This is a genomic window from Natronosalvus rutilus (genome assembly GCF_024204665.1).
Taxonomy (GTDB): Archaea; Halobacteriota; Halobacteria; order Halobacteriales; family Natrialbaceae; genus Natronosalvus; species Natronosalvus rutilus.
In genome coordinates this window covers 18,647-41,819 of sequence record NZ_CP100356.1, presented here as the reverse complement: position 1 = coordinate 41,819, position 23,173 = coordinate 18,647, and the positions used below count along the sequence as shown (strand labels likewise).

Below are 23,173 nucleotides of genomic sequence, written 5' to 3'. Positions count from 1 at the left end.
GAGGGTGCCCTAATGGCGACAGAAAAAATCAAACAACCGACGATAAAGGATCACACGATAGCTCAGCTCAGACGTGCTGTGCAGGTGTACTCCAACCTCGATTTTGCCGCGAGAGTTTCGATGTGGCTGATAGTTGGCATCGTACTCGTCGCGGTATTTGCAGATTTTGTTGCACCGTACGAACCAACTGTTCCTGACTACGGCGCTTCAGTCCAAGGTCCATCAATTGACCACCCGATGGGAACAGATCTTACCGGCCGGGATATTCTATCAAGAGTAATTCATGGAACTCGGATATCGCTCTTAGTTGGGGTGGTTGCCGTGTCTATCGCGGTTGCGCTGGGAGTTACTATCGGTTCGATTGCCGGATACCGCGGTGGTTACGTTGATGAGGTATTGATGCGTGGCGTGGATGTTATGATTTCGTTTCCATCGCTCATCCTGGCGCTGGCACTCGTTGGTGCCGTAGGAGCGAGCCTTCAAAACATCATCATTGTCATCGCGATCGTATATACTCCTCAGTATGCACGGCTGATACGCGGTGACGTGCTTTCAGTCAAGGAAGAGGAATTCGTTGAAGCGGCCCGCGGTACCGGGCTCTCAGAGCTGAAGGTACTCTGGAAACATGTCATCCCAAACGCATTCACACCTGTGTTTGTCCAGGCGACATTCCACGTTGCGACGGCAATTATTTTCGAAGCTTCGCTGTCGTTCCTCGGTTTGGGCGTCCAGCCGCCGACACCGACGTGGGGAGTTCTCATTGCTGATGGCCGACAGTACCTTCCAGAGGGGTGGTGGATTTCCACCTTCCCAGGACTAGCGATAATGTTCACAGTACTCGCGTTCAACATCTTCGGCGACGGACTCCGTGACGAAATCGACCCACAGACAGAAACCACACAGGAGGGAGCATGAGCGACCTAGAAATGAATAAACAAGAGCAAAACATCTCTGAAGCCACAATAGGTGGTGAAGAGGAAGCTGAGCGCATTAGCCGTAATAACGAACCATTGTTGTCCGTCCAGAACCTCCATACCCGGTTCGATACGGACGAGGGAACCGTTCGAGCAGCTGATGGCGTTTCGTTCGAAGTGGAGAAGGGAGAAATACTCGGTATTGTTGGTGAATCCGGTTGTGGAAAGAGCGTCACAAGCCTTTCGCTAATGGGTCTCGTAGACTCACCAGGGTATATCGCTGATGGCTCAGTTATGTTTGATGGTGTCGACCTGACGGAACTCTCACAGAGCGAACTCCGTAAATATCGTGGCAGCCGAATTTCCATGGTGTTTCAAGAACCTTCGACGGCGATGAACCCCGTCTACAACATCGGCTGGCAGGTTGGTGAACCGTTGCGGATTCATGAAGATCTGCAGAAGGAAGCCTCTCGAACACGTGCGATTGATCTCATGCGGCAAGTCGGTATCCCAAGCCCCGAAGATCGCGTTGATGATTATCCTCATCAGTTCAGTGGCGGGATGTTACAGCGTGCCGTCATATCGATGGCCCTCGCGTGTGAACCGGACCTGCTCATCGCGGACGAACCGACAACGGCGCTGGACGTAACAATTCAGGCCCAAATTCTTGATATTATCAAAGAACTCAACGAGGAACTCGATATGAGCGTCGTCATCGTAACACACAATCTGGGTGTCGTCGCCGAGACTTGTGATCGCCTGGCGGTGATGTATGCGGGCCGCATCGTCGAATATGGTACCGTTGATGAGATATTTAACGACCCTCGACATCCATACACGCAGGGGTTGATCGAGGCGGTTCCCGATCCCACGAGAGATGGACAGAAACTCTCACCCATCTCAGGTACAGTTCCAAGCCTCGCGTCGACACCAAAGGGTTGCAACTTCGAATCTCGCTGTCCGTACGCAACAGAAGATTGTTCGAAGTCCGACCCCAGGCTACGTGAGGTCGACGACAGACATTTCAGTGCCTGCATCTTTGACAATCCAACATGACTCAGACCAACCAACAGGTGACGACGGAAGAATCGTTCGCCCCAGTTGTTCGTACAGAATCGCTCACGAAGCACTTCACAGAAAACGATTCCTGGCTCAACCGTATTCGACCAAATCGTGAGGTCAGAACTATTCGGGCCGTCGACGGGGTTGACTTGTCGGTTCAGAGTGGTGAGATTCTCGGACTGGTCGGGGAGAGCGGATGTGGAAAATCGACGCTAGCACGAACAATTCTCCGGCTCATCGAGCCGACTGACGGTAAGATCTACTTTGGAGATGAGGAAGTAACGTCGTATTCGGGTTCAGAGCTTCTAGAGTTCCGAAGCAAGGCTCAGATGATTTACCAGGATCCTTTCGAGTCGCTTAACCCCCGGTACACTGTCCGAAAAACACTCGTTGAACCCATGGAAATTCATGGAATTGGTGATAATAAACAGGAACGGATACAACGCGCGGGCGATTTGCTCGAAGAGGTAGGGCTCAGTAAGGAGCATCTCGACCGTTATCCCCACGAGTTCTCCGGGGGTCAGCGTCAGCGTATCGCGATTGCCCGAGCGATGTCCGTCGAACCTGAACTCATCGTCGCGGACGAGCCGACGAGCGCACTAGACGTTTCTGTCCAAGCTCAGATCCTCAACTTGATATTCGATCTCCAGCAAAAACGGGACTTAACGATGTTGTTTATTACGCATGATCTGGCTGTCGTTCGCCAGATTTGCGACAGAGTCATTGTCATGTACCTCGGACAGGTAGTCGAACGAGGACCAACGTCTGAGCTGTTCCAGCACGCAGAACACCCCTACACGCAGTCGTTACTCTCGTCTATCCCCCTCCCGGATCCAAATCTACAGCGTGAGAGCATTCGACTCGAGGGTGACGTTCCGTCACCAATTAACCCACCAAGTGGCTGCAACTTCCATCCGCGTTGTCCCAAAGTAATCCCACCAGAAAACTGGGCACACAGCCATGAAGAGTGGCGACGTGTTCTTCGGTACAAGACACGGCTGAAAAATGGTGATGTCCAGCCTGAGGCAATGCGTCGGGAGCTCGAAACCCGCCAGAACTCAGTCACAGATGATGATATTCTCGATGCACTCTATGAGGAACATGTAGGAGAGTGGACCCCATCCCACTTGGGCTCTCAAGAAGGGAAGAAGAATTCGACGCAAGAACTCCCTCCTTCGGTCGAAGAAGAGATCCGACGCTCCCTGAACGTCGCAATTACTGATTCCAATACCAAGGCGGTGAAGCTGGTTGACGAACTCTGGAATACTGTTTGTGCGACAGACATCCCGGATGAAATAGTGACGGCAGATATGCGGTCTGCTTCTTGCCACCTATATGACGAAACCATGCCTGGACAACCCGATCGTGCTATTGGTGTCGTCGGTAGTAAAGCGAAATCTTCGGCACCAAACCTAGAGGAGCGAAAATGACTGGCAAACTTGACGAGATGAAGTGGGATATTCACCCTGTCGATCCAATTCTCCTCAACGCACTCGCCGAACGGGATGGGGATGACTCACCAGCATTGGCCGACGACTCGTCACAGGCGCTCGTTAGGGAGGCGTTCGAATCTGCTGTTGATGCGGAGAGTCAGGATCGATTTGATGAGGCTGCTGAGGGAGTTCAAACTGGCTCACATTCCATTGGAGATGACCAACAGGACATAATCAAAGCAGTGGTCAGCAGTGTCCGAGAGAGACTCGCTGCCAACGATGTTTCGGTGATCGTTACACACGAAAACAGTCTCTCTCTTTCCAACGAGGAGGCACTAGTGTACACCTTCAGTATGACGCGGGAGGCGGAACCACTCACGCGACTGGATGTCTCGGAAACAGTGATGGATGCTATGTCCAAAGCACTGGATGCAATCAATGGCCAGGAGTGGGAGCGGGCAGCTGACGAACTAAAGGATGCAGTGAGTGCTGCTCAAACCATATCGGACAGTGTCATCACTCGAACGGTCAGGGCACTGTGCTGCCACTGGGCAGGAGCAGATCAACAAGCAATTGACCTTGTGGGCGAGGCGGTTTCACTCGACTCAAACACGTGGCTCCCTTGGTTGCCGGGATACAGTGCAGATGCTGACCCGGCGTATGCAACTACTGACGAATTCCGGGCAGACAAATACTCTGTTGCGGCGTTTCTACGGCTCATTGCAAAAGTTCCGGAGGAAGCAACCATCACTCCCGCAATCGGCTACTCGATGGATGGGGACATCGAGTGGACGACGGTGGATCCGAGTGAAACGTGTTTCCCAATTAGGCGACTTACTTCTGAGACGTTCATTCGTTTCCAGATTGAAGGGCCAGTCGACGCATTCCCGGCGTTCCAGGCCTACTACATCGGACTCGGGATCGTCGACCTCGAAGTGAACGAGATACGCGACGTACTAAATGTTCTTGAAGATGGGCCAACCGGTGAGAGAGTGACGGAGACAGTTCAGTTCGTACAGTCGGGCAAATAACCGACCTCAATTTATTATAACTCCAGCCGACTTGCTGTGCATGACCGATTTTATACTGACAAATGCGGTTCTCAGGAACGGAGACGCCATTGATATCGAGATTCGTGACGGACAAATCGATCAGATTGTATCTAGAGGAGAGGGAGACATCGATGCATTCGACACGAGTCAGCGATTCCACGCTGATGGACGCCTTGTCACGCCTCCGTTTGCTGAACCCCATACCTATCTTGTAACAGCGAACACGTTTTCAGGCTTACTCAGGGACGGATATGAAATGCCGAGGCCGGATCGGTTCGGCGTCGGATGGGAGATGTACGATGATCTGGAAGAGGCTGGTATGCTCGAACCGAAATCTATCGTTGAACGCACTAGCTCGCAACTCAACTGGTTTCTCGCACACGGCGTTACGACGGTTCGAACTCACGTGGATACATCTTCCCGCCACGGCAACAAACTTGTTGAGGGTCTGCTCGAGCTCTGTCGCGTCTACGAGGGGGTCGTCGACGTCCAGATTGTCGGCCTCCCGCTCGATTCGCTCGTCCGTTCCAACGCGGAGGTGGAGGCATTGTGCAACGCACTTGATGCAGGCGTCGATGTCGTCGGCGGAATCCCACACAAGGAGGCGACCCGCGAAGACGGTGTCGAGCACGTGAAGACGATAGTCGACCTCGCAGATAGCTACGACCGACCGTTGGATCCACACATCGACGAGTCCGATGACTCGTACTCTAGGTTCACTGGCGTGCTCGCTAGTGAAGTCGAAAAACGGTCGCTCGACACTCAAGTCACGGCAAGTCACCTCACAGCGATGCACACCTATCCCAATGCGTACGCCGACAAACTTCGCGGCTTGCTTGCCCGGAATGACATCTCCGTTATCACAAACCCGACGACGAACGCCGAACTGCAGGGACGACGCGACGACTATCCGCGCCGTCGCGGACACACTCGGGTCGACGAACTCCTCGAAGCAGGAATTACTGTCGGTATCGGGCAGGACAACATGGTTGACAAGTACCACCCGTATGGCGACTGCGACCCGCTCGGTGAGGTACTGTTCCTCGCGCACTTCGGTCACCTGACGAGCTGGTACGACGTGCCGACGCTGTGGGAGATGGTAATTGAAAACAACGCGTCGATTCTCGGCCTCAACTCGGGACTCAAACCCGGCAACGAGGGCTCGTTCGTTCTGTTCGACGCGCCGGACTCCTACAACGCGCTTCGGACCCGTGCTCCACGCCGACTCGTCGTTCGCGAGGGGAGGCCAGTCACTCGTCGTGAGTTGGGTACGGTCTACGTTCGAACGAATGAACAGTGGGAGTCGGTTGATTTTGCAGTATCTGTCTAACTGTGGTTCGGGTTACCCAACAGTCGGCTTCCAGTCTCTTTCCGTCTCCTCGGTTTCCACCACTGGTGGCTCATCATGGTAGTCTGAGTACCCGTTGAACCATCGCAGGATTCGTTCGAGGCGGTCGACGACGTGACCCGGCTCGCCCGAGCGCGACAGTTCGTGGCCTTCACGTGGATACCTGATGTAGCGTGTTTCGACGCCGTTTTTCCGGTAGAACCGGTACAGGGTGTCGGCATTGTGAACCGGGACGCGGTAATCTTCTTCACTGTGGATTATGAGAGTCGGCGTCTTGACCCGGTCGGCGTACGCGACGGGAGAAGACTCCCAGTACTTGATCGGGTCTTCCCACGGCAGCCCGAGCTGCTTTTCGTTCGAGTGATAGGTGTCGGTAGCCCCGTATTGGGCAATCTGGTCGTAGACACCGCGCTGTGTCACGGCTCCGCTAAACCGGTTGGTGTGGCCGACGATCCAGCTCGTCATGAAGCCACCGAAGCTCCCGCCTGTGACAAAGAGGTTCGAGTCGTCGACGTACGTTTGTCCGGCGATTTCATCCATGAACGCCATCAGATCTCGGTAGTCCGGCCCACCCCAGTCGCCGCCGATTGCGAGCGTGTGGTCTTCGCCGTAGCCGGTCGAACCCCGTGGGTTACACCAGGCGACGACGTACCCCATAGACGCGAGCAGTTGGAACTCGTGCCACATCGTACCGCTGGTCGTCCACATGATAGATGGGCCGCCGTGAATCTCCAGAATCGCGGGATACGTCTCATCTTCGTCGAAGTCAGGTGGTGTGAGCATCCAGCCCTGAACATCCGTTTCGTCCTCGGATTCGACCCACACCTCTTCGGGAAGCTGTACATCTCGCTTGGCGAGGTACTCGTCGTTGAGCCGGCTCACGCGCGTCGGCTCCCCGCCCTCTGTCGTCGCGACGAACACGTCACTCGGTGCCTTCGACGTGCTCTGGACGAACGCCACGTGGTTATTGCTAACCGACATCGACTCGATGTGTTCTGTCTTGCCTGTGTCGACGAGAGTGGGTTCAGATTCGTTCTGGGGGTCAAGTTCGTACAATCGAACCACACCTTCATTGGGGACGAGCACGTAAATCGACTCCTCAGCGTCGTCCCACACCGGAGTACACCCACGGTAGACCCGCCGTGAGAGACCTTCGGTCGCCGTCCATTCTTCACCCGTTTCGCGGTCGACGACACGGATCTCCGTCAGCCGCATCGACGGACCCGGCTCCTCGTCGTCGCTATATCTGAACGCAATACGTCCGTCAGTCGTCGCGCTGAACGACGGATCCCAGCCTGTGGTCTGTGTCACCGTCGTCTCGTCACCGGAGTTGACGTCGATGGCTACGATATCGTGGACGAGGTTGTCGTCCGGGTCGCCCGTCCTTCGCACAGTTCCGTACAGCGTCCCGGCATTGCCCCAGTCCGGATTCGCCCAGTCGAACGCTCCATCGGTTACTCGCTCGACGTTGCCGGCCTCGATATCGTATAGATACAGGTGCTGGCGACGACCGTCGATGTAGCCACCGTGTTCGCGGTAAACAAGTCGCCCGATGACTCGTGGGCTCGGCTCCTCGCGTTCATATTCGGGGTCGTTCTCCCACTCGAGGTCGAGCTCGGCATCTCGTTCGTCCACCGTCGTCTTCTGCGTGAAGGCGATGTATCGACCGTCGGGAGACCATGTGGGATCGCTCACACCACCAACGACGTCGGTCAGTTGCTCCGCCTCACCACCGTCGATTGGGAGTAACCAAAGTTGCGGCGTCTCATCATCGCCTCTCGTGCTGACGAAGGCCAGTTTGTTCCCCTCTGGTGACCAGCACGGACTGGAATCAGCTCCTAACTCTTGGGTGAACCGGATACTCTCCTCGTCTGAAACCGACGAGAGATAGATAGTTGAATCGTACTTCTGCTGGTCACTGGGAGTTCGCTTGACGAAAGCAACCTGCTCTCCGTCTGGTGAGAGAGCCGGTTCACTCGCTTGGCTGATGTCACAGTAATCGCTCGGTGTAACGCGCATTACGTGGACAACTCTCAAGGAAAGAGTATTACTGTTTTGGTAGCCTACCGACGGCGTCTACTCTCACGAAACTGCTTTGCGAATCAGCAATTCGCAGACGGTGACCGTACGCCATGTGGCAACCTCCTTGTGCCACGAGGAAATAGGAGATAACGTGGGCGCGATCTCTATTCTATTTGTGCTCGGATATTCGCTTCGAGATGGTCTAGGAGCGGTTCTGCAGAAAGCGGTTCACCGGTTGCACGTTCGATGAGTTCGCCGGTCGTATCGCGCTGACCTCGCTGGTGGATGTGCTGCGTGAGCCAGTTGTGAATCTCGTCTAGTCGATCTTCCCTGATCAGGGTATCGACGTCGGCAACCCCTCGATCGATGGCGTTCGCTACCTGTGCGGCCAGCATACTTCCTAGCGAGTAATTTGGGAACATACCGAACTTGGAGCTCCAGTGGACGTCTTGGAGCACGCCGTCGACAACACTCTCTGGCGGCTCACCAAAGTACTCCACCGCACGCTCATTCCATACCGTGGGAACCTCCTCGACTGCAATCTCCCCTTCGAGAAGCTGTTGTTCAATCTCATGGCGCAGGGCGATGTGGAGGTGGTAGGTCACTTCGTCAGCCTCAACGCGAATTTGGTTCGACCTGTTTATTCTGTTGACGTGGGCGAGCACCTCGTCCAGCGACACCGACTCAAACTGCGGGAAGATTTCGCGCATAGTCGGGAGGAAACGCTCCCAGAACGCTCGCGAACGCCCGACATGATTCTCGAAGAAGCGCGACTGGGACTCGTGGATTGAGTGACTTCGTGCGCGACCCAAGGCAGTTCCGTAATGCTCGTCGGACAATCCGAGGTTGTAGACGGCGTGTCCGAACTCGTGAATTGTGCTCAATAGCGCGCTAAACGGCTCGCTTTCGTCGAACCGCGTCGTTATCCGGGCGTCGTACTGGCTCAGTCCGTCGAAGGGATGCGGGGCGGTGTCGAGTCGCCCACGGCTCCAGTTATACCCTAGCATCGTGAGCGCACGCTCACAGAGCTCCTGCTGTTTGTCCTCTTCGAACGGTCCAGAAACGTTGAGATGATCTGGTTCGGTGAGGTCATCGCCGTATTCCTCAAGTAGGTCAAGCACGCCGTCTCTGAGCGTCGTCAGGAGTCTGTCGATATCCTCCGGTTCCATATAGGGCTCCGTATCTCCAAGCAGGACGCCGTACGTGGTCTTTGAGGCGTCGATGTAGTCCGTTCGTTCGCGCTGCAGTTGGACAAGCTCACCGAGCGATTCCGCGAACGGATCGAACGACTTCTCGGCACGTGCGATCTTCCAGTCTTCGAACGCCTGCGTCTGCGTCACGCTTATTTCTTCGACCAGCGGCCCCGGCACGCTTCGCTTCCTGTCTATTTCGCGACGTGCCTCGCGGAGAATCACATGCTGCTCGTCGTTAAGGGCGCTGTCATCGATAGTCTCTAGCAATTCGAGCGTTTGTTCGCCGGTGAACAACTCGTGTCTCATCGCGGAAAGTGCGCTGAAATGCAGCGATCTGGCGTGACTGCCCTCCTCGGGCATCACGACCTGCTGGTCCCAGTTCAGGACGAGTGAGACGTCGTCGAGTACGTTGGCGTTCCGAATGCGGTGAGCAAACTGCTGGTACGGGTCGTCTGTCCCGGACATACTTGTTAGTGAACTAGGATCGTGATAAATGATGTGACACTGCGTGGTATCGTACCACTCTCGCAACTACAATAGTTTAACACCATTGAACGCATGTATAAATTGTAATAACAATCAACTCACCTCCGTTTCTCGAGGCGAATATGCCGCAGGTACTTCCAGAGGATTACTACGATATCTCGCAAGTGGATCGTCCACGACTCTCGCCAGATGGGTTGTCTGTTGCTTTCCTCAAACGTGACCCGGTTTCGGACGACACGTACGAACAGACCGTCTATTTCGCGCCAACAGGTGGGGATACGCAACAGCAGTTCACGATCGCAAGCGACATGGAAACTGAAGCCGAGTGGAGTCCAGACGGTGAACCCTCGGGTTCGTGAGCGATCGAAGCGGGAGCAGTGAGGTATGGGTACTCTCGACGAGCGGCGGAGAGGGCCGGTAGTTGACCGATGTTGTCGGAGACGATCGCTCAATAGTCTGGAACGCTAAAGGGACAAAAGTCGCGTTCGTCCAGGAAGTGAGTGAAGCAGAGCGGGAAGAGAATCTTGACACCGAGTGCGAACACGAGTCACCTGATCCACGTGTCATTGACCGGATCGTCTACCGCTCCGCAGGCGGTTACATGGACGGAAAATGCAGTCACGTTTACGTTGTGGATATAAAGACTGGCGACGTGGCTCGAATCACGAGCGAAGATGTTGATTACGACTGCCCGGGGTGGGATTCGGATTGAACGCTCTACTACACGAAACGACTCACGTATCGGACGCTCTATCACGAGATTTTGGCTACTGATGTCGAATCCGGCGCAACTAAGACGATCACGATGACCCACGATTGGAGTCCAAGACTCGCCGTCAACGACGATGGAGACGTGGCGTATACCTTCTTCCCCGAAGAGGGGGCGAACCTGGCGCTCAACCAGACCGAGGTGCATGTAACTGACGGGGAGACCGATAGCGTACTCACAACCTCGCTGGAGCGGGCCGTCGAAGGTGGTCCTGTCTAGGGCCGAACGGGGCCTTCATGTACGTCCAGACGCCAGACGAAGGTGAGGACGTTATCCGGCGAATTAGCCGAGATGGAGCGAAGATAATCGACGTGTTCCACGAGCACGGCGGCCGAATTTCAGGAAATCATCCCCCTATGCGAAATCGCAAGACAAAAAGATGGTTTCAACAGATCCTGAATTTCCTATTCAGCAGGCGAACTGTAGTGGTTGAGTCGTGTGTAATACAAACCCACCCATACATTTATTTATTCACAACTGAGCATTGTTGACATGGCAAGAAAGCCAGGGGTTAGACCCAGTAGTAGCGACAGCGACAGGAAGATACCATCTGTCCTCGGCAGACGTTCGGTTATGGCGTCTGGGCTTGCGGCAGGAACTGCTATGATGGCTGGATGTATCAGTGGTGACGATACTGTTGACGGCGGAGGCGACGGAGGTGCTGGCGATGATGGGCGTCTCCAGGTCGGGCTGGATAATTCACCGATCGAGTTTGACCCAATCATTCTTAACGACATCCCGTCTAGCCAGGTCTGTGCCCAGATGTACTCAACCCTGTACCGGTACGACGAGGCGCTCGGGTACGTCCCAGAACTCGCAGCTGACGATTTCGAAGTTGTCGACGACACGACCTACATCGTCGAGATTCGAGACGATGCTGAGTTTCACAACGGAGATCCAGTCACTGTGGACGACGTCATCTACTCGATGACAGCCCCTGTTGAAGAGGAAACTCCGAACGCACCGTACTTCAACAGTATCGAGGAGTTCGAGGTCGACGGCAACACGCTCGAGATTCACCTCGAGGAACCCGACCCGGTCTTCCCGATCAATGCGTTGATGACTTACATCGTTCCTGAAGGCGTCCGTGAAGATGATCCGGATGGGTTCATTACGAACCCGGTCGGTTCTGGTCCGTTCCAGTTCGAGGACTGGTCAGAGGGGGACTTCGTTCGCATTGAACGCTGGGACGATTACTGGGGCGACGAACTCCCGAACCTTGCAGAGGTCGAGTTCGAACCCATCGATGAATCCACGACACGTGTCACGTCCCTGGAGACGGGTTCTACAGACGTCATTCAGGGCATTCCCCCGGATCTGTTCCCTCAGGTCGAAGATATGGACGACGCGTCCGTCATGTCTACGGAGGCGCTCGGCTACTACTACATCGGGTTCAACTGCAACGAAGGGCCGACTGCGGATCCACTCGTTCGCGAAGCAGTCGACTACTGCTTCTCAATGGATCAGGCAGTCGAAAACTTCGTCAAACCTGCTGGACAGCGTGCGTACGCACCGCTCAACCGACCTATCATCGAGGAGTGGGGCTTTCCGGAGGACGAGTGGGCCGATATCCAGCACCAGGACCCTGATCTCGACATGGCACAGGAATTACTTGACGAGGCGGGCGTCACACCGGATGACTGGGAGCCCCTGGTCATCGTTCCCCCAGACGAAATGCGTGAACAGATTGGTGTCTCGGTGACAAACGGCCTCGAGGAACTCGGGTTCAACACCCAGGTTCAGCGTCTCGAATGGGGAACGTACCTCGATACGTTCACCACTGGTGACCCCGACGACTACCATATGTATGCGCTCGGTACTGGTGGCGGTCCAGATCCGGAGAACATCCTTCCCTGGGAGTTCTCGCAGGACACGCAGGGAACGAACTCCGGCCTGTTCTACTTCAACGACGAGATGGACGAGCGACTCACCACTGCCGGGGAAATCACTGACCGTGAGGAGCGCAAGGAACATTACGAGTTCGTTATCGAGACGATTCTCGAGGATCGTGTCCATCTTCCGGCGTACACCCTCGACAACAGCTGGGGTGTCCACAACGTGGTTCAGGACTTCAACATTCACGCATCGAGCCACTATAATCCGCGACTCCATTCGCCTGTGAGCAACACCTCGGTCGACAGATAATCGAACTCACCTCCACGATCTCTTACTCGTGGGAACCATTCTGACGCACCGTGGCCACGTCCTCGCCGAGGCTTCACATCTTCGTTCGGCTGGGGCCGACCGTCAGTTTAATTATGGCGCCTACTTAGTCCTTCTACGAACGATACCATGTCACGTCGGCAGACCCAACTGGAGGGTGACCGATTCGGGTTCGACCAGACTCGGAACTACACGACCGAGATACTGAACAAGCTACTGCCACGGTCTGTCGTCCGTCGCTCGATACGGGTCTCCGTGAGTACTGACGCCGAACGGTACGAACAAGGTGAACCGATCGTAATCACGCTTGAATTCAAGAACAGGCTTCCGATTCCAGTCACGGTGTATACGGAGATGCTCAGGCTGTGGGGCTGGACAGTTGACGGAGAACTTGAAGCCAGCGACGAACCCCGGTACGATGACGGCCAGTCTGGTCGATTCGACTTCAGGGGCGGCGAGCGAAAGACTTACCACATCGTCTGGGACGGTCGGTTCAAACGGTTCGGCGAACCTGACAGATGGGAACTTCCCGACCCCGGTCAGCACACGATAACTGGTTTCATTACGGCCAAGAACCGACCGCAGGATTCGGTCGTCGTAGAAATCGTATAGCCCATCCGGGACGTTAGTCGGTCTCTTGGGCGACGTTTTTGTTGTGAAGATGGCAAGCAGCGATGTGGGTCGAAGTCCCGTACTCCGTCTTGACCTCGTAGTACGGGTCTTCACGTGCACAGATGCTCTGGTTGATGAACCTCTCTTCCAGCAATGCTTCGGCCTCGTCTAGCCTCTCGTCGTCGGCCAGCGAGAGTGCCTCGGAGACGAATTGCCCGGCAGTCCCATCCGGAACCCCGTCCTCGAAGAACTGATCTCCGAGGAAATCGCGGTCATACTGTTCGAGACTCCGATATGAGATTGAGCGGATGAATGCTCGGATTTGCTCCCACTCGTTCTTCGTCATCCCATACTCAATGGTTTCATCACCGTTGGCGTATCGGTCCGGCTTCATCAGCCGTAGACAACGCGTCCTGAACCGACATCCGCTCGGTGGATTCAGCGGACTCGGCACGTCACCGGGAAGAACCCCACGTGTCCCGCTGTTTCTGGGGTCCGGAATCGGAATAGAGTCGAGTAGCGCCTTTGTGTAGGGGTGTTGTGGGTTCTCGAACAGTTCCGCCTTGTCGGCGATTTCGACGAGTTTCCCGAGATACATCACCGCGACCCTATCACTAATGTGGCGGATAACTGAGAGGTCGTGCGTGATAAACAGGTACGTGAGGCCGAACTCGTCTTGGAGTTCTTGGAGCGTGTTGAGGACTTGAGCCTGAATCGAGACGTCGAGTGCGCTTACTGGCTCATCGCAGACAATGAGATCCGGGTTGACCGACAGCGCACGGGCAAGATTGACGCGCTGGCGCTGCCCGCCGGAGAACGCGTGCGGATACCGATTATAGTGTTGTGGGTCGAGTCCGACCTTCTTCAGTAGCTCTTTGGCGCGCTCTTCTCGGCCCTCGCTGTCGTACAGGCCGTGTGCTTTCATCGGCTCTTCGACAATACGGCCGATTTTCATCCGTGGGTTCAGTGACGACTGCGGATCCTGGAAGATAATTTGTATCTCCTGGCGCTTCTTCCGGAGCGTCCCGCTCGACATATCTGCGAGGTCTGTCCCCTTGAACCGGATAGAGCCGTCTGTCGGCTCGATAAGTCGAAGAATCGTACGCGCAAGCGTCGACTTGCCACAGCCCGACTCGCCGACCAGGCCCAGCGTTTCCCCCTTCAGAATCTCAAAGGAGACGTCGTCAACCGCTTCGACCTTTCGGGGGTTACGTCTCACCGGTGGCACGTAGCCATCGGTGTTCAACTCAAAACTCCCGAGCACACCGTCCGACTGGGTAAAGTGTTTGGTCAGGTTCGCTACTTCCATCAGCGGTTCGCCGTACGCTATCTCGTCGGGTTGGCTATTCTGATAAGTTGTCATGTCCGTCTCAGTTACCATTTGCGTCACCTCTTGATTCGGGTTCGGCCCTATCTCTATCCAGTCCGGCGTCGAACCCGCTCCCGACCTTCACGTCCAGCGGTTGACTCTCCTCATATCCTACATCGTACTTTTCGTGTTTGAAACAAACCACGCGATGTGGCGGCTCCTTCTCCCTGACGATGCCGTCGCCCGGGTCGACATCCCTGCACACCTCGCGGGCGTCGGGACACCGAGGGTGGAACCGGCAACCCGACGGCGGATGGATTGCTTCGGGCATGACACCCTTGATAGGGTTGAGTTCCTCAACGGTTCTGTCTGGGCGCGGTATCGAGTCCAGTAGCGCCCCAGTGTAGGGATGCTGTGTGTCGTAGAACAGGTCGTCGACGTCTGCGCTCTCGACAATTTTCCCGAGGTACATCACGTTCACTCGGTCACAGATTTCTGCGACGACGCTGAGGTCGTGAGTCACCCAGATAAAGCTCGTGTTGTACTTTTCCTGCAGGTCATTTACGAGGTCGAGAATCTGTCCCTCGACGGTTACGTCGAGCGCCGTGGTCGGTTCGTCGGCGACGATGAGCGAGGGTTGGCAGGCGAGAGCCATCGCGATGAGCACGCGTTGGCGCATCCCGCCCGAGAACTGGTGGGGGTACTCGTTGTACCGTCCCTCCGGGTCGGGAATGCCAACCTCCCGAAGGATATCGATTGCCTCTGCTTTCGTCTCCTTTTTCGAGAGGTCGCGGTTCAGTCGGATGAACTCACTGAGCTGCTCGCCGACGGTGTACACCGGATTGAGACTCTCCATGGGATCCTGGAAGATAATCGCAATCTCGTTCCCTCGTATCCGCTTGCGCATCTCATCGTTGCTCATCATCTCGTCGCTCTGCCGGAGATTGCCATCAGGGCCTTCCTCGAAGTCAATCAGGTTTTCACCCTTGAACTCGACGTGACCGCCGACAATCTGGCCGGGATTATCGACCAGTCGGAGCAGGCTGGAGATTGCAACGCTCTTACCGGCACCTGATTCGCCGACGAGTCCGACGATTTCGCCTTCCTCGACGGTGAAGGAGATGCCGTCGACAGCGCGAACGACGCCGTCTTCCGTGAAGAACTGCGTCTGCAGGTTCTCGACGCTCAGCAGTGGTGTATTCCGGGTCATGTTAGTTCTGAATCCGTGGGTCAAGTGCGTCCTGGAGCCCGTCTCCGAAGATATTGAAGCCAACAACGGTAATCAAGATGGCCAGGCCAGGCCAGATACTGAACATCGGCGCTGGCAGCATGTACTGCCGTGACTCTGCGAGCATCTGGCCCCACGAGGGTGTGGGTGGCTGGACACCAAATCCGAGAAACGACAGCCCTGCGATAATCAGGATGCTGAATCCGATCTGGAGGGTGGCCTGAACCAGCACCGGGGCGAAACTGTTCGGGATGATGTGGCGGAGAATGATGTTGTGGTCTTTTACCCCCGCGGCCTTGGCGGCCTCGATGTACTCCTCTTCACGGACGCTTACCACCCGTGAGCGAATCAACCGGTTAAACACTGGGATCGAAGTGATGCCCACGCCAATCATCGCGAACGTCAGATTCCGACCGAAGGCGGACATGAACGCGATGACGAGGATAAGAAACGGAATCGCGTAGATGGTCTCGGTGATGCGCTGGAGCACGTCGTCGATCCAGCCACCGTAGTAGCCTGAGACCGCACCGATAATCGAGCCACCGACGAGCCCGATAACGGTCGCCATGAAACCAACGGTGATGGCAATCCGCGTACCGTAGATGAGACGACTCAGGACATCACGACCACGATGATCTGTCCCGAGTGGATGAGCGAGGCTGCCGGATCCGTACTGGTTCTCCATGCCGACGGGCGGTAAGAGCCGATCCGCCATGAGTGGATCCTGTTCAGGATGATAGAGAATCCGCTCCGCAACGGCGTAATCTAAGGCGTAGTAATCTATCGAAACGAGAACTGCCACCGCCGTGAGAAACGAGATTATGTACATCCCGATTCTTGCGGTCGGGTCTCGCTTGACCTGTGCCAGCGTATACTTTAGTCCGACCCGTGTTTCGACCTCGCTCTCTCCAGAGGTGTTGGAACTAGAAATATTTTTGTCTATTTGTGTTTCTGATGTGGCCATTCTTTTGGATCAGTTACTGTCGGCCCAGTATAAAGCTATGGGAGGGTATCACCCTACGTGTTGATGTTTTACTCTTTTCGATCGGGTGTGCAGACAGTGCAGACCATTTATTTAGACAGTTATTCGGTTTGAATCAGTAATCCAATTGTTCGATGTAGGCTTTTGGTTCGAGCTGTGGACACTTGTTTCGAGCAGAACTGAAAGCAGGCGACGGTTCTCCATGTCTGTAACCTATTATCGATTAATAATGGAAGGAATAATGGTCGATACGAAGGCCGCTTGTTTGAGGGAGAATTCAGTCTGCGTTCCCGTAACTAACTCGCGGGTCGATGTATGCATAAGCAAGGTCAGTGATGATAACTCCAATGACAAAGGCGAATCCGAAGACGAATGTTGTCCCCATAATCAGGGGGTAATCCTGTGTATTGATAGCCTGGATAATTAGGCGGCCGAGGCCGTTTATCTCAAAGACGGTCTCGATGAGAACCGATCCGCCAAGGGAGGTACTCAGCCCCAGTCCGACGATGGTAATCACGGGCAGCAGCGACGGACGAAGTGCGTGGCGCCACGTAATTCGTCGTTCGGAAACACCGTAGGCTCGCGCAAGTTTCACGTAATCGTTCTGTAGCGTGTCAACCATCGATGAGCGTTGAATACGTGTAATCGATGCCATCTGGAGTGTCCCGAGCGCGATCATTGGGAGCATGAGGTGGTGTATCGCCATCTGCAACACGTCGATCCTCGTCTCTGCTCCACGCACGCTCTCAGGGTCAGCCCACGGATAGACAAGTCCCCGCTCTGGGAACCAGCCGAGGTGGAACGCAAAGACGATAATCAGCAGCAGTCCAATCCAGAACGACGGCGTACTGACGCCGATGAGCGCGACGACGCGGGAGATGTGGTCGACCGGCTCGTTCCGTCGTTTGGCGGAAATGATGCCGAGCGGGATGGCCATGGCGATGGCGAACGCGAACGCAGAGAGCATCAACAGGAGCGTCACCGGAATCCGTCCGGCAATCACCTCAGTCACCGGCATGTTGTAATGGATGCTCGTTCCGAGGTTGCCCTGTGCCACCTCGAATATGTAGTTGACATAGCGCTCGTGTAATGGCCTATTGAGGCCATACTGGGCACGAATCTCCTCTATCATCTCCGGATTGTTCGCCTGTTCTGGCCCGAGCATTATCCGCACCGGGTCGCCCGGAATCCTGTTCGCTAGATAAAACGTTATCGTCAGTATTCCGATGATGACGGGAATTGCCTGTAGTAACCTCCGAATCGTGTATCGAGCTAAACTCATTGTTTGTGAGACGGCCGCACTAGTGGGCGGTTGATCACTTGCTCAATTGGCAAGTGGTCACTTTAACTTACTGGTGATTTTACGGTCGGCTTCGCTGCTTTTACGTTCTCTACCAGTCCGTGCACTTTGGTAGCAAGAGTTATTCTCCTTGCACTATACCTCTAACGTGAATCATCATGACTAACGAATGGGCAGAACTACTCGAACAGGAAGCGTACGCTGACATCTCGGGAACGCGAACCCACTACTTCGATGTTGGGGAGGGGAAACCGATTTTTTTAATCCACGGCGGCGGATTGACGTCGTCGGCCGAACAGAACTGGGGAGCCGTGATTCAGCCGTTGAGTGAGGAGTGTCGCGTGGTCGCGGTCGACCAGCCTGGGTTCGGCTTCACCGATTTACGCGACGAAGAGGACTACAAGGTACAGAACCGGGCGGACTTTCTCATCGATGTTCTCGAATACTTCGACCTCGCCCCCGTCACGCTTGTGGGGAACAGCGAAGGACTGTTCGGGACGATTTATATCGCGCTTGAGCGATCCGAACTGGTCGAGAAGGTCATCATCGTTAACTCCCGCACCCCTCGTCCGGAGGAGCCCTCAGGGGATCTGTTCGCTCCGGAACCCAAGCGCGAGGGCCTGCGCGAGAAAATCAAGGAGATACGGGAAGAACGCTACGTTACGTACGAACATCATCCGTTCTATAGGAATCCGATTACGAAGGAGAAAGCCGACCGGTACTACGAGTTGAAAGAGCGGAACTGGGAGCATAACCAGGCACGCGCCGAGCTGTACGCGTCGGACGAGTACACGGCAGAGTACAACGGACAGGTCATCGACTATTCGGCCCCTGAGATGGACGTTCCCGCGCTGATTACGTGGAGTACCACGCCGGAAACGTTCCCACGGGTTCACTACCAGGAGAACGAGGAACTCGCCCAGGAAATCGAGGCGTACTTCGGAGATATGGATCCGGTCGAACCGGCAATCTGGTACGTCAAGGAGATGGACGACGCGGAACTGCACCTCTGGGACGACGGAAAACACCACGTGATGACTGACCACACGCCCCGCTGGGTCAATGTCGTGACAGATTTCGTCTACGCCTGATACTCGTTAATGTCGTCAAATCCTACGTTGATCGTCCGAAACGGGCGGCTGCCGACCTGGACACTCTCCGGGATTACTAAAGGCGAAAGAAGCGGCCTCCCGACCTCGCAGGCGCCCAGATTGTGCCATACGCGTCGTGCGGAACCCTCGCCTAGTGAACGGCGAACTGGTGGAGGAGGCCATCGACCTCGCGTTCGACGGGGCCGGTGCCGACGACATCCGAGTCGGTGGCATGAATCCCGCGGGCCGAAATCGAACAATCGAACGCATGCTGGATCGGTGGTTCGAAGTGGCGACTGAGTACGGCGTTGAACTCGATATTCACCTCCAATATGGTGGGGCTGCAGGGACGTACCTCCTCGAGGAGTTCCTCGACCACGTTGAATCGCTCGACTACGAGGAGCGGGAAACCGTGAGCCACGGCTTCTGTTTCGGTCACATCTCTGAGTGGCAATCGGAAGGGTTGGTGGATCGACTGGTCGAACTCGACGTTGGTAACGTAAGGGATGGCACCCTCTCGCTGGAGGTGACGACGATGCTACCGATGCTCGAAGAGATGGCCGGCTCGCCACTGGAGAACAACTTCGACGCGATATGTTCCTGAACGGGAACGGTGGGAACGCCCGTCGTCAACGCGGCGGTGAAGACGGTTGGAACGGCACATCCTGATGTGGAGGTGCTGGCGACGACGCACTACTACTTGGCAGAGCCGTTGCGGAGGAACTCTGGGAGAGCGACTACGGAGGGATGTCCCGCGCCGAGGGTTTGAAACCTCGATGATGTTGTACATCGGACCGGCCCTCGTCCGGAAAAGAGGTGTACGCTATCGACTATCGTGAGGTGCCAAAAGGCGGTTATGAGGGTGCCTTTCACGACTTTTTTGCTAAGAACTCTTGTCGGTCTACCGTGCCGAGGACGTCTGGTAGGTGCCGAGACCGACCGGCGACACGACGCTCGCGAGTCTGTCGAAAGGCGAAGAAATCTATGAGGTCTTGATTGACAAACTCATGACAGACATCGAGCAAATCAGCGATAGCAACGTCGCGAAAAATCGCTCCTGACCCCCCCCCCCCTGGCGGAACTACCAAGACGTTACTAGTCGCGCTCGAGAAACCGCTGCACGACATTCGTCCAGGCATGGGGATACTCCGCCTGAACGTGGTGCTTTGCCCCACTAAAGATGTGCATCTCAACGTTATCGATACGGTTGAACAGCGGCATCGCGTCTTCTGGTGTGGCGCCGCGATTCTCTCGACTCCACGTGAGCAACACCGGTAAGCTCAGTTCGTCGGCATGCTCGGAGATGTGATCGCCACGGTACGAGAGGTTCTCGTTCGCGTCCCCGATGGTCGAGGTAACCGCTGCCGAGCGCTTCTCTGCGAATTTGTGGTTTCGTGCGGACATCTCGTAGAACAACTCTACGCGTTCGTCGGTCACCAGGCCCGTATCGGAGTAGAACTCCATGAGGTTCTCGCGCACATCTTCTAGTGTGGGCTCCTTGTGTGCGTGACCTTCCTCGTGATAGATGTACTGATACCCCTCCGGCGCGGGTGGTATCGGCATACAGCCGTTCAGGCTGTTTATTATAATCATTCGCCGAACCAGTTCTGGCGCTTCGTGAGCGACGTACTGCACGAGCCAGCCACCATGGGAGTTGCCCCCGAGGTGAACCGGCTCATTAAGCGTTTTGAGGAATTCGATGAGAAAGTCACCCTGCGCCTCAGCCGGGTAGTCCTCGGGACAGCGACCAGGTGTCTCTCCAAAACCGGCGAGATCCGGGGCGATGACACGGTAGTGTGCGCTCATGGGCTCCATGACGTCGCCGTAGTTCACCGCACCGCAGGAACCCATGCCGCCACCGTGTACCAAGACGACTGGCTCTCCTGTTCCTGCTTCGATGTAGTGGGTCTCGACACCGTCTATCTGTATGTACCTGTCTGTCCAGGGTTCGTCCGAGAGTGAATAATCCATCTACTATACGGGGATAATATTCGATTCGAGGTCTCGACCCCAGTAGTTCAGAATTTCCGTGCCGTCCTCGGTGATAAGCACGGGGTCGGAGTGACGGTACCCACCGTGGCCCTGGATGTAGATGCCGGGTTCGACGGTGAAGATGTGGCCTGGTTTCATCGTCACGTCGCTTCCGCGGTCGACGTACGGTGGCTCGTGTGTCTGCATTCCGAGATTGTGTCCGACGTGGTGGTACGCGTGTTCTTCGACACCGTGTTCGACAAACACATCCCACACAGCCTGTGCAACATCAGCATATTTTACACCAGGCCCACTTTCTTCGATACCGGTCGTCTGAGCTTTGAGCATGATGTGGAAGTACTTTTGTTGCTGTTCATCAGGTTCGCCAAGAAACATTGTTCGCTCGATTTCTGAGAGGTAGCCGTCGACGTTTGCCTCCGCCGCTGTAACGATACCGTCACCCACCTCCAGTTTTCGGTTCGTGGGATACGGATGTGGCTCGCCGGTACTCTCGGCGCTGTGCATCCCGGTATGAGCAGGGCCCATGAAGTAGATGCCTGTTCGAGGAACGTACTGATCACCGAGTGTGTCAGTCATCGCTTTGGAAGCCTCCTTGCTTGCGTCTTGGCTGATAGTGGCCTGGGATGCACCGGGCTCCATCCGATCAACAAGGTACTGGTGTGCGAGGTGCGCCCACTTTGATGCTTCATTCATCACGGCCACTTCGGCGTTAGATTTGACCCATCGCATTTGATCGACCCAGGACTGCGTTTCGATCGATATGAAATCAGAGAGTGGCGGCCCCTCATAGCCGTATGCGCCGGGAGGCCCATCCATGTCCACAGCTGCCGTCTCGATCTCGAGATCCTCGACCATTTCTGTAATCGTCTTCATTGGTCCTCCACCAGGGAAATCGAAGAAGTAGTAAGACTCGTCGATGACCGGATTCTCGTCGACGCGCATTATCTCAAGCTTCGGAACGGTGATGGCTGTTTGCTCGGGAGTGATTGCGAGGGCTACAGGGCGTTCCGTTTGAACATGATAGAAGTGGGAAAGATATTCGATGCTGGTGGCATTGAACCAGATACCCGCGTCCAGATCTGCTTCGTTGATTTTCTCCCGCACGCGCTTGATGCGGTTACGGAACTCCGACTCCGGGAGTGATGGGCTAGCTAGCATTCCGATCACCTGTTCACAACTATGTACGAAAAATGTTTGCCTCGGGAGAAGCATCGTATTGTCCGGTCGGACCTGCGTTTCACTCCGTAACATTAAATCCCTGGCGCTCATCTTGACAGGTATGCTTAGCGGGAAAACAGTAGTCGTAACCGGCGCCGGCCACGGTGTTGGTGAAGCAGTAGCTATCGAACTTGGGCGGTATGGCGCAAATGTCGCGGTGAACGATCTAGGGACAAACCCTGAAGGCGATGGATCGGACCCTGAACCAGCGGAGACAACCGCCGAAGCGGTACGTGAAGCAGGCGGGAACGCCATCACTCACTTTGGGGACGCATCCTCAATGGAAGAAGCTGAAGAACTCATCACCCGCACGTATGAAGAGTTTGAGCGGGTCGACGGAATCGCTAACTTCGCAGGTATTGTCCGAAATGACCGCATCGCTGATCTCTCGCGCGATGATTGGAACGCTGTCATCGATGTCCATCTCGGTAGTCACTTCGCACAACTTCGGGCATTAGTTCGGCATGCAGAGAAGCATGACCTTGACTCGGAGCGGTCATTCCTCGGTACATCTAGCGGAGCAGCGGTCGGCGGCTATGGGCAACTCGCCTACTCAACTGCGAAGGCCGGCGTTCTCGGCTTTGTCCGATCGGCGTCGGACGAACTTCGCGACAGTGGAATCCGGGTCAACGCGCTTGTGCCTGGTGCGGAGAGCCGGCAGAACTCGTATTTCCCGGCTAGTGACAGTGAGGACCGTAGCATTCCCGGCCCAGAGCATATCGGCCCAACCGTAGGTTTCCTGATGAGCGACGAGGCCGAAGGCGTGAACGGACTCACCATCCGCGCCTCGGGCGAGATGATCGGACTGGTTTCCGATCCCCAGGCCACTCGGCTCGCTTTCCGGGAAGATGGCTGGACGCCGGATACCATAGCAGAGCGGTTCCATACTACGTTTGGCGAGTACGAAAGCCTCGACCGTAAGCGATATCCTCTTGAATAAACAACGGATTTGCGGCAGTGTCGCCCCATGAGCCGTAGTTTCATTAGCCCAGCAGTCAA

At 55.6% G+C, this 23,173-nt stretch carries 20 protein-coding genes; 12 read left to right on the top strand and 8 right to left on the bottom strand.

Translation table 11 applies throughout. From position 1 onward, the window contains the following. Positions 1 to 12 precede the first annotated feature (12 nt). The 5 genes from NGM29_RS18610 to NGM29_RS18590 are packed head-to-tail and all read left to right on the top strand — an operon-like array spanning position 13 to position 5,791. Positions 13 to 915, top strand: coding sequence for an ABC transporter permease (locus NGM29_RS18610; RefSeq protein WP_254161009.1), 903 nt, complete (start codon positions 13 to 15; stop codon positions 913 to 915). Then, positions 912 to 1,970, top strand: coding sequence for an ABC transporter ATP-binding protein (locus NGM29_RS18605; RefSeq protein WP_254161007.1), 1,059 nt, complete (start codon positions 912 to 914; stop codon positions 1,968 to 1,970). Before NGM29_RS18610 ends, NGM29_RS18605 begins: the two co-directional genes overlap by 4 nt. Next, the gene (locus NGM29_RS18600) at positions 1,967 to 3,406 is read left to right on the top strand and encodes an ABC transporter ATP-binding protein (protein WP_254161005.1); all 1,440 of its coding nucleotides are present in this window, start codon (positions 1,967 to 1,969) and stop codon (positions 3,404 to 3,406) included. The genes NGM29_RS18605 and NGM29_RS18600 overlap by 4 nt, the downstream gene beginning before the upstream one ends. Next, the gene (locus NGM29_RS18595) at positions 3,403 to 4,440 is read left to right on the top strand and encodes a hypothetical protein (RefSeq protein ID WP_254161003.1); all 1,038 of its coding nucleotides are present in this window, start codon (positions 3,403 to 3,405) and stop codon (positions 4,438 to 4,440) included. Before NGM29_RS18600 ends, NGM29_RS18595 begins: the two co-directional genes overlap by 4 nt. Before the next feature lie 40 nt (positions 4,441 to 4,480). After that, positions 4,481 to 5,791, top strand: coding sequence for an amidohydrolase family protein (locus NGM29_RS18590; protein WP_311136855.1), 1,311 nt, complete (start codon positions 4,481 to 4,483; stop codon positions 5,789 to 5,791). A gap of 12 nt (positions 5,792 to 5,803) precedes the next feature. Here the strand turns inward: NGM29_RS18590 and NGM29_RS18585 are convergent, their stop codons facing one another. Beyond that, entirely contained in the window at positions 5,804 to 7,504 is a 1,701-nt protein-coding gene (locus NGM29_RS18585; RefSeq protein WP_254161001.1) for a S9 family peptidase, read from the bottom strand. Positions 7,505 to 7,995: 491 nt separating this feature from the next. Continuing rightward, a complete protein-coding gene (locus tag NGM29_RS18580; RefSeq protein ID WP_254160999.1) occupies positions 7,996 to 9,489 on the bottom strand; it encodes a carboxypeptidase M32 in 1,494 nt (497 codons plus the stop codon). Positions 9,490 to 9,931: 442 nt separating this feature from the next. Between NGM29_RS18580 and NGM29_RS18575 the strand changes: the two genes are divergently transcribed. The 4 genes from NGM29_RS18575 to NGM29_RS18560 all read left to right on the top strand — a co-directional run bounded on the left by NGM29_RS18575 (position 9,932) and on the right by NGM29_RS18560 (position 13,054). Next, positions 9,932 to 10,222, top strand: coding sequence for a TolB-like translocation protein (locus NGM29_RS18575; RefSeq protein ID WP_254160997.1), 291 nt, complete (start codon positions 9,932 to 9,934; stop codon positions 10,220 to 10,222). Between the two features lie 93 nt (positions 10,223 to 10,315). Then, entirely contained in the window at positions 10,316 to 10,498 is a 183-nt protein-coding gene (locus NGM29_RS18570) for a hypothetical protein (protein WP_254160995.1), read from the top strand. Positions 10,499 to 11,041: 543 nt separating this feature from the next. Continuing rightward, the gene (locus tag NGM29_RS18565; RefSeq protein WP_254160993.1) at positions 11,042 to 12,424 is read left to right on the top strand and encodes an ABC transporter substrate-binding protein; all 1,383 of its coding nucleotides are present in this window, start codon (positions 11,042 to 11,044) and stop codon (positions 12,422 to 12,424) included. Between the two features lie 147 nt (positions 12,425 to 12,571). Beyond that, the gene (locus NGM29_RS18560) at positions 12,572 to 13,054 is read left to right on the top strand and encodes a DUF7974 family protein (protein ID WP_484549582.1); all 483 of its coding nucleotides are present in this window, start codon (positions 12,572 to 12,574) and stop codon (positions 13,052 to 13,054) included. A gap of 13 nt (positions 13,055 to 13,067) precedes the next feature. Here the strand turns inward: NGM29_RS18560 and NGM29_RS18555 are convergent, their stop codons facing one another. The 4 genes from NGM29_RS18555 to NGM29_RS18540 all read right to left on the bottom strand — a co-directional run bounded on the left by NGM29_RS18555 (position 13,068) and on the right by NGM29_RS18540 (position 17,855). After that, positions 13,068 to 14,435 carry an ABC transporter ATP-binding protein gene (locus NGM29_RS18555; protein WP_254160989.1) on the bottom strand — a complete coding sequence of 456 codons (1,368 nt, stop codon included), beginning with the start codon at positions 14,433 to 14,435 and terminating at the stop codon, positions 13,068 to 13,070. Further along, positions 14,425 to 15,573, bottom strand: coding sequence for an ABC transporter ATP-binding protein (locus NGM29_RS18550; RefSeq protein ID WP_254160987.1), 1,149 nt, complete (start codon positions 15,571 to 15,573; stop codon positions 14,425 to 14,427). The genes NGM29_RS18555 and NGM29_RS18550 overlap by 11 nt, the downstream gene beginning before the upstream one ends. Before the next feature lies 1 nt (position 15,574). Next, positions 15,575 to 16,555 (bottom strand): ABC transporter permease, encoded by a 981-nt coding sequence (locus tag NGM29_RS18545; protein WP_254160985.1) that lies wholly within the window; start codon positions 16,553 to 16,555, stop codon positions 15,575 to 15,577. 295 nt (positions 16,556 to 16,850) lie between these two features. Further along, positions 16,851 to 17,855: an ABC transporter permease gene (locus NGM29_RS18540; protein WP_254160983.1), complete on the bottom strand. Its 1,005-nt coding sequence runs from the start codon at positions 17,853 to 17,855 to the stop codon at positions 16,851 to 16,853. Between the two features lie 176 nt (positions 17,856 to 18,031). Between NGM29_RS18540 and NGM29_RS18535 the strand changes: the two genes are divergently transcribed. Then, positions 18,032 to 18,964, top strand: a complete 933-nt coding sequence (locus tag NGM29_RS18535; RefSeq protein ID WP_254160981.1) for an alpha/beta hydrolase — start codon at positions 18,032 to 18,034, stop codon at positions 18,962 to 18,964. 154 nt (positions 18,965 to 19,118) lie between these two features. Then, a complete protein-coding gene (locus NGM29_RS18530; protein ID WP_254160980.1) occupies positions 19,119 to 19,568 on the top strand; it encodes an amidohydrolase family protein in 450 nt (149 codons plus the stop codon). Between the two features lie 491 nt (positions 19,569 to 20,059). Here the strand turns inward: NGM29_RS18530 and NGM29_RS18525 are convergent, their stop codons facing one another. Both NGM29_RS18525 and NGM29_RS18520 read right to left on the bottom strand, forming a co-directional pair. Beyond that, on the bottom strand, positions 20,060 to 20,935 hold the full coding sequence (locus tag NGM29_RS18525) for an alpha/beta fold hydrolase (protein ID WP_254160978.1): 876 nt from the start codon (positions 20,933 to 20,935) through the stop codon (positions 20,060 to 20,062). Positions 20,936 to 20,938: 3 nt separating this feature from the next. Further along, entirely contained in the window at positions 20,939 to 22,114 is a 1,176-nt protein-coding gene (locus NGM29_RS18520) for a M24 family metallopeptidase (RefSeq protein ID WP_254160976.1), read from the bottom strand. Positions 22,115 to 22,235: 121 nt separating this feature from the next. On the opposite strand from NGM29_RS18520, the gene NGM29_RS18515 reads away from it, so the two are divergent. Beyond that, on the top strand, positions 22,236 to 23,114 hold the full coding sequence (locus NGM29_RS18515; RefSeq protein ID WP_254160974.1) for an SDR family NAD(P)-dependent oxidoreductase: 879 nt from the start codon (positions 22,236 to 22,238) through the stop codon (positions 23,112 to 23,114). Positions 23,115 to 23,173: the final 59 nt, after the last annotated feature.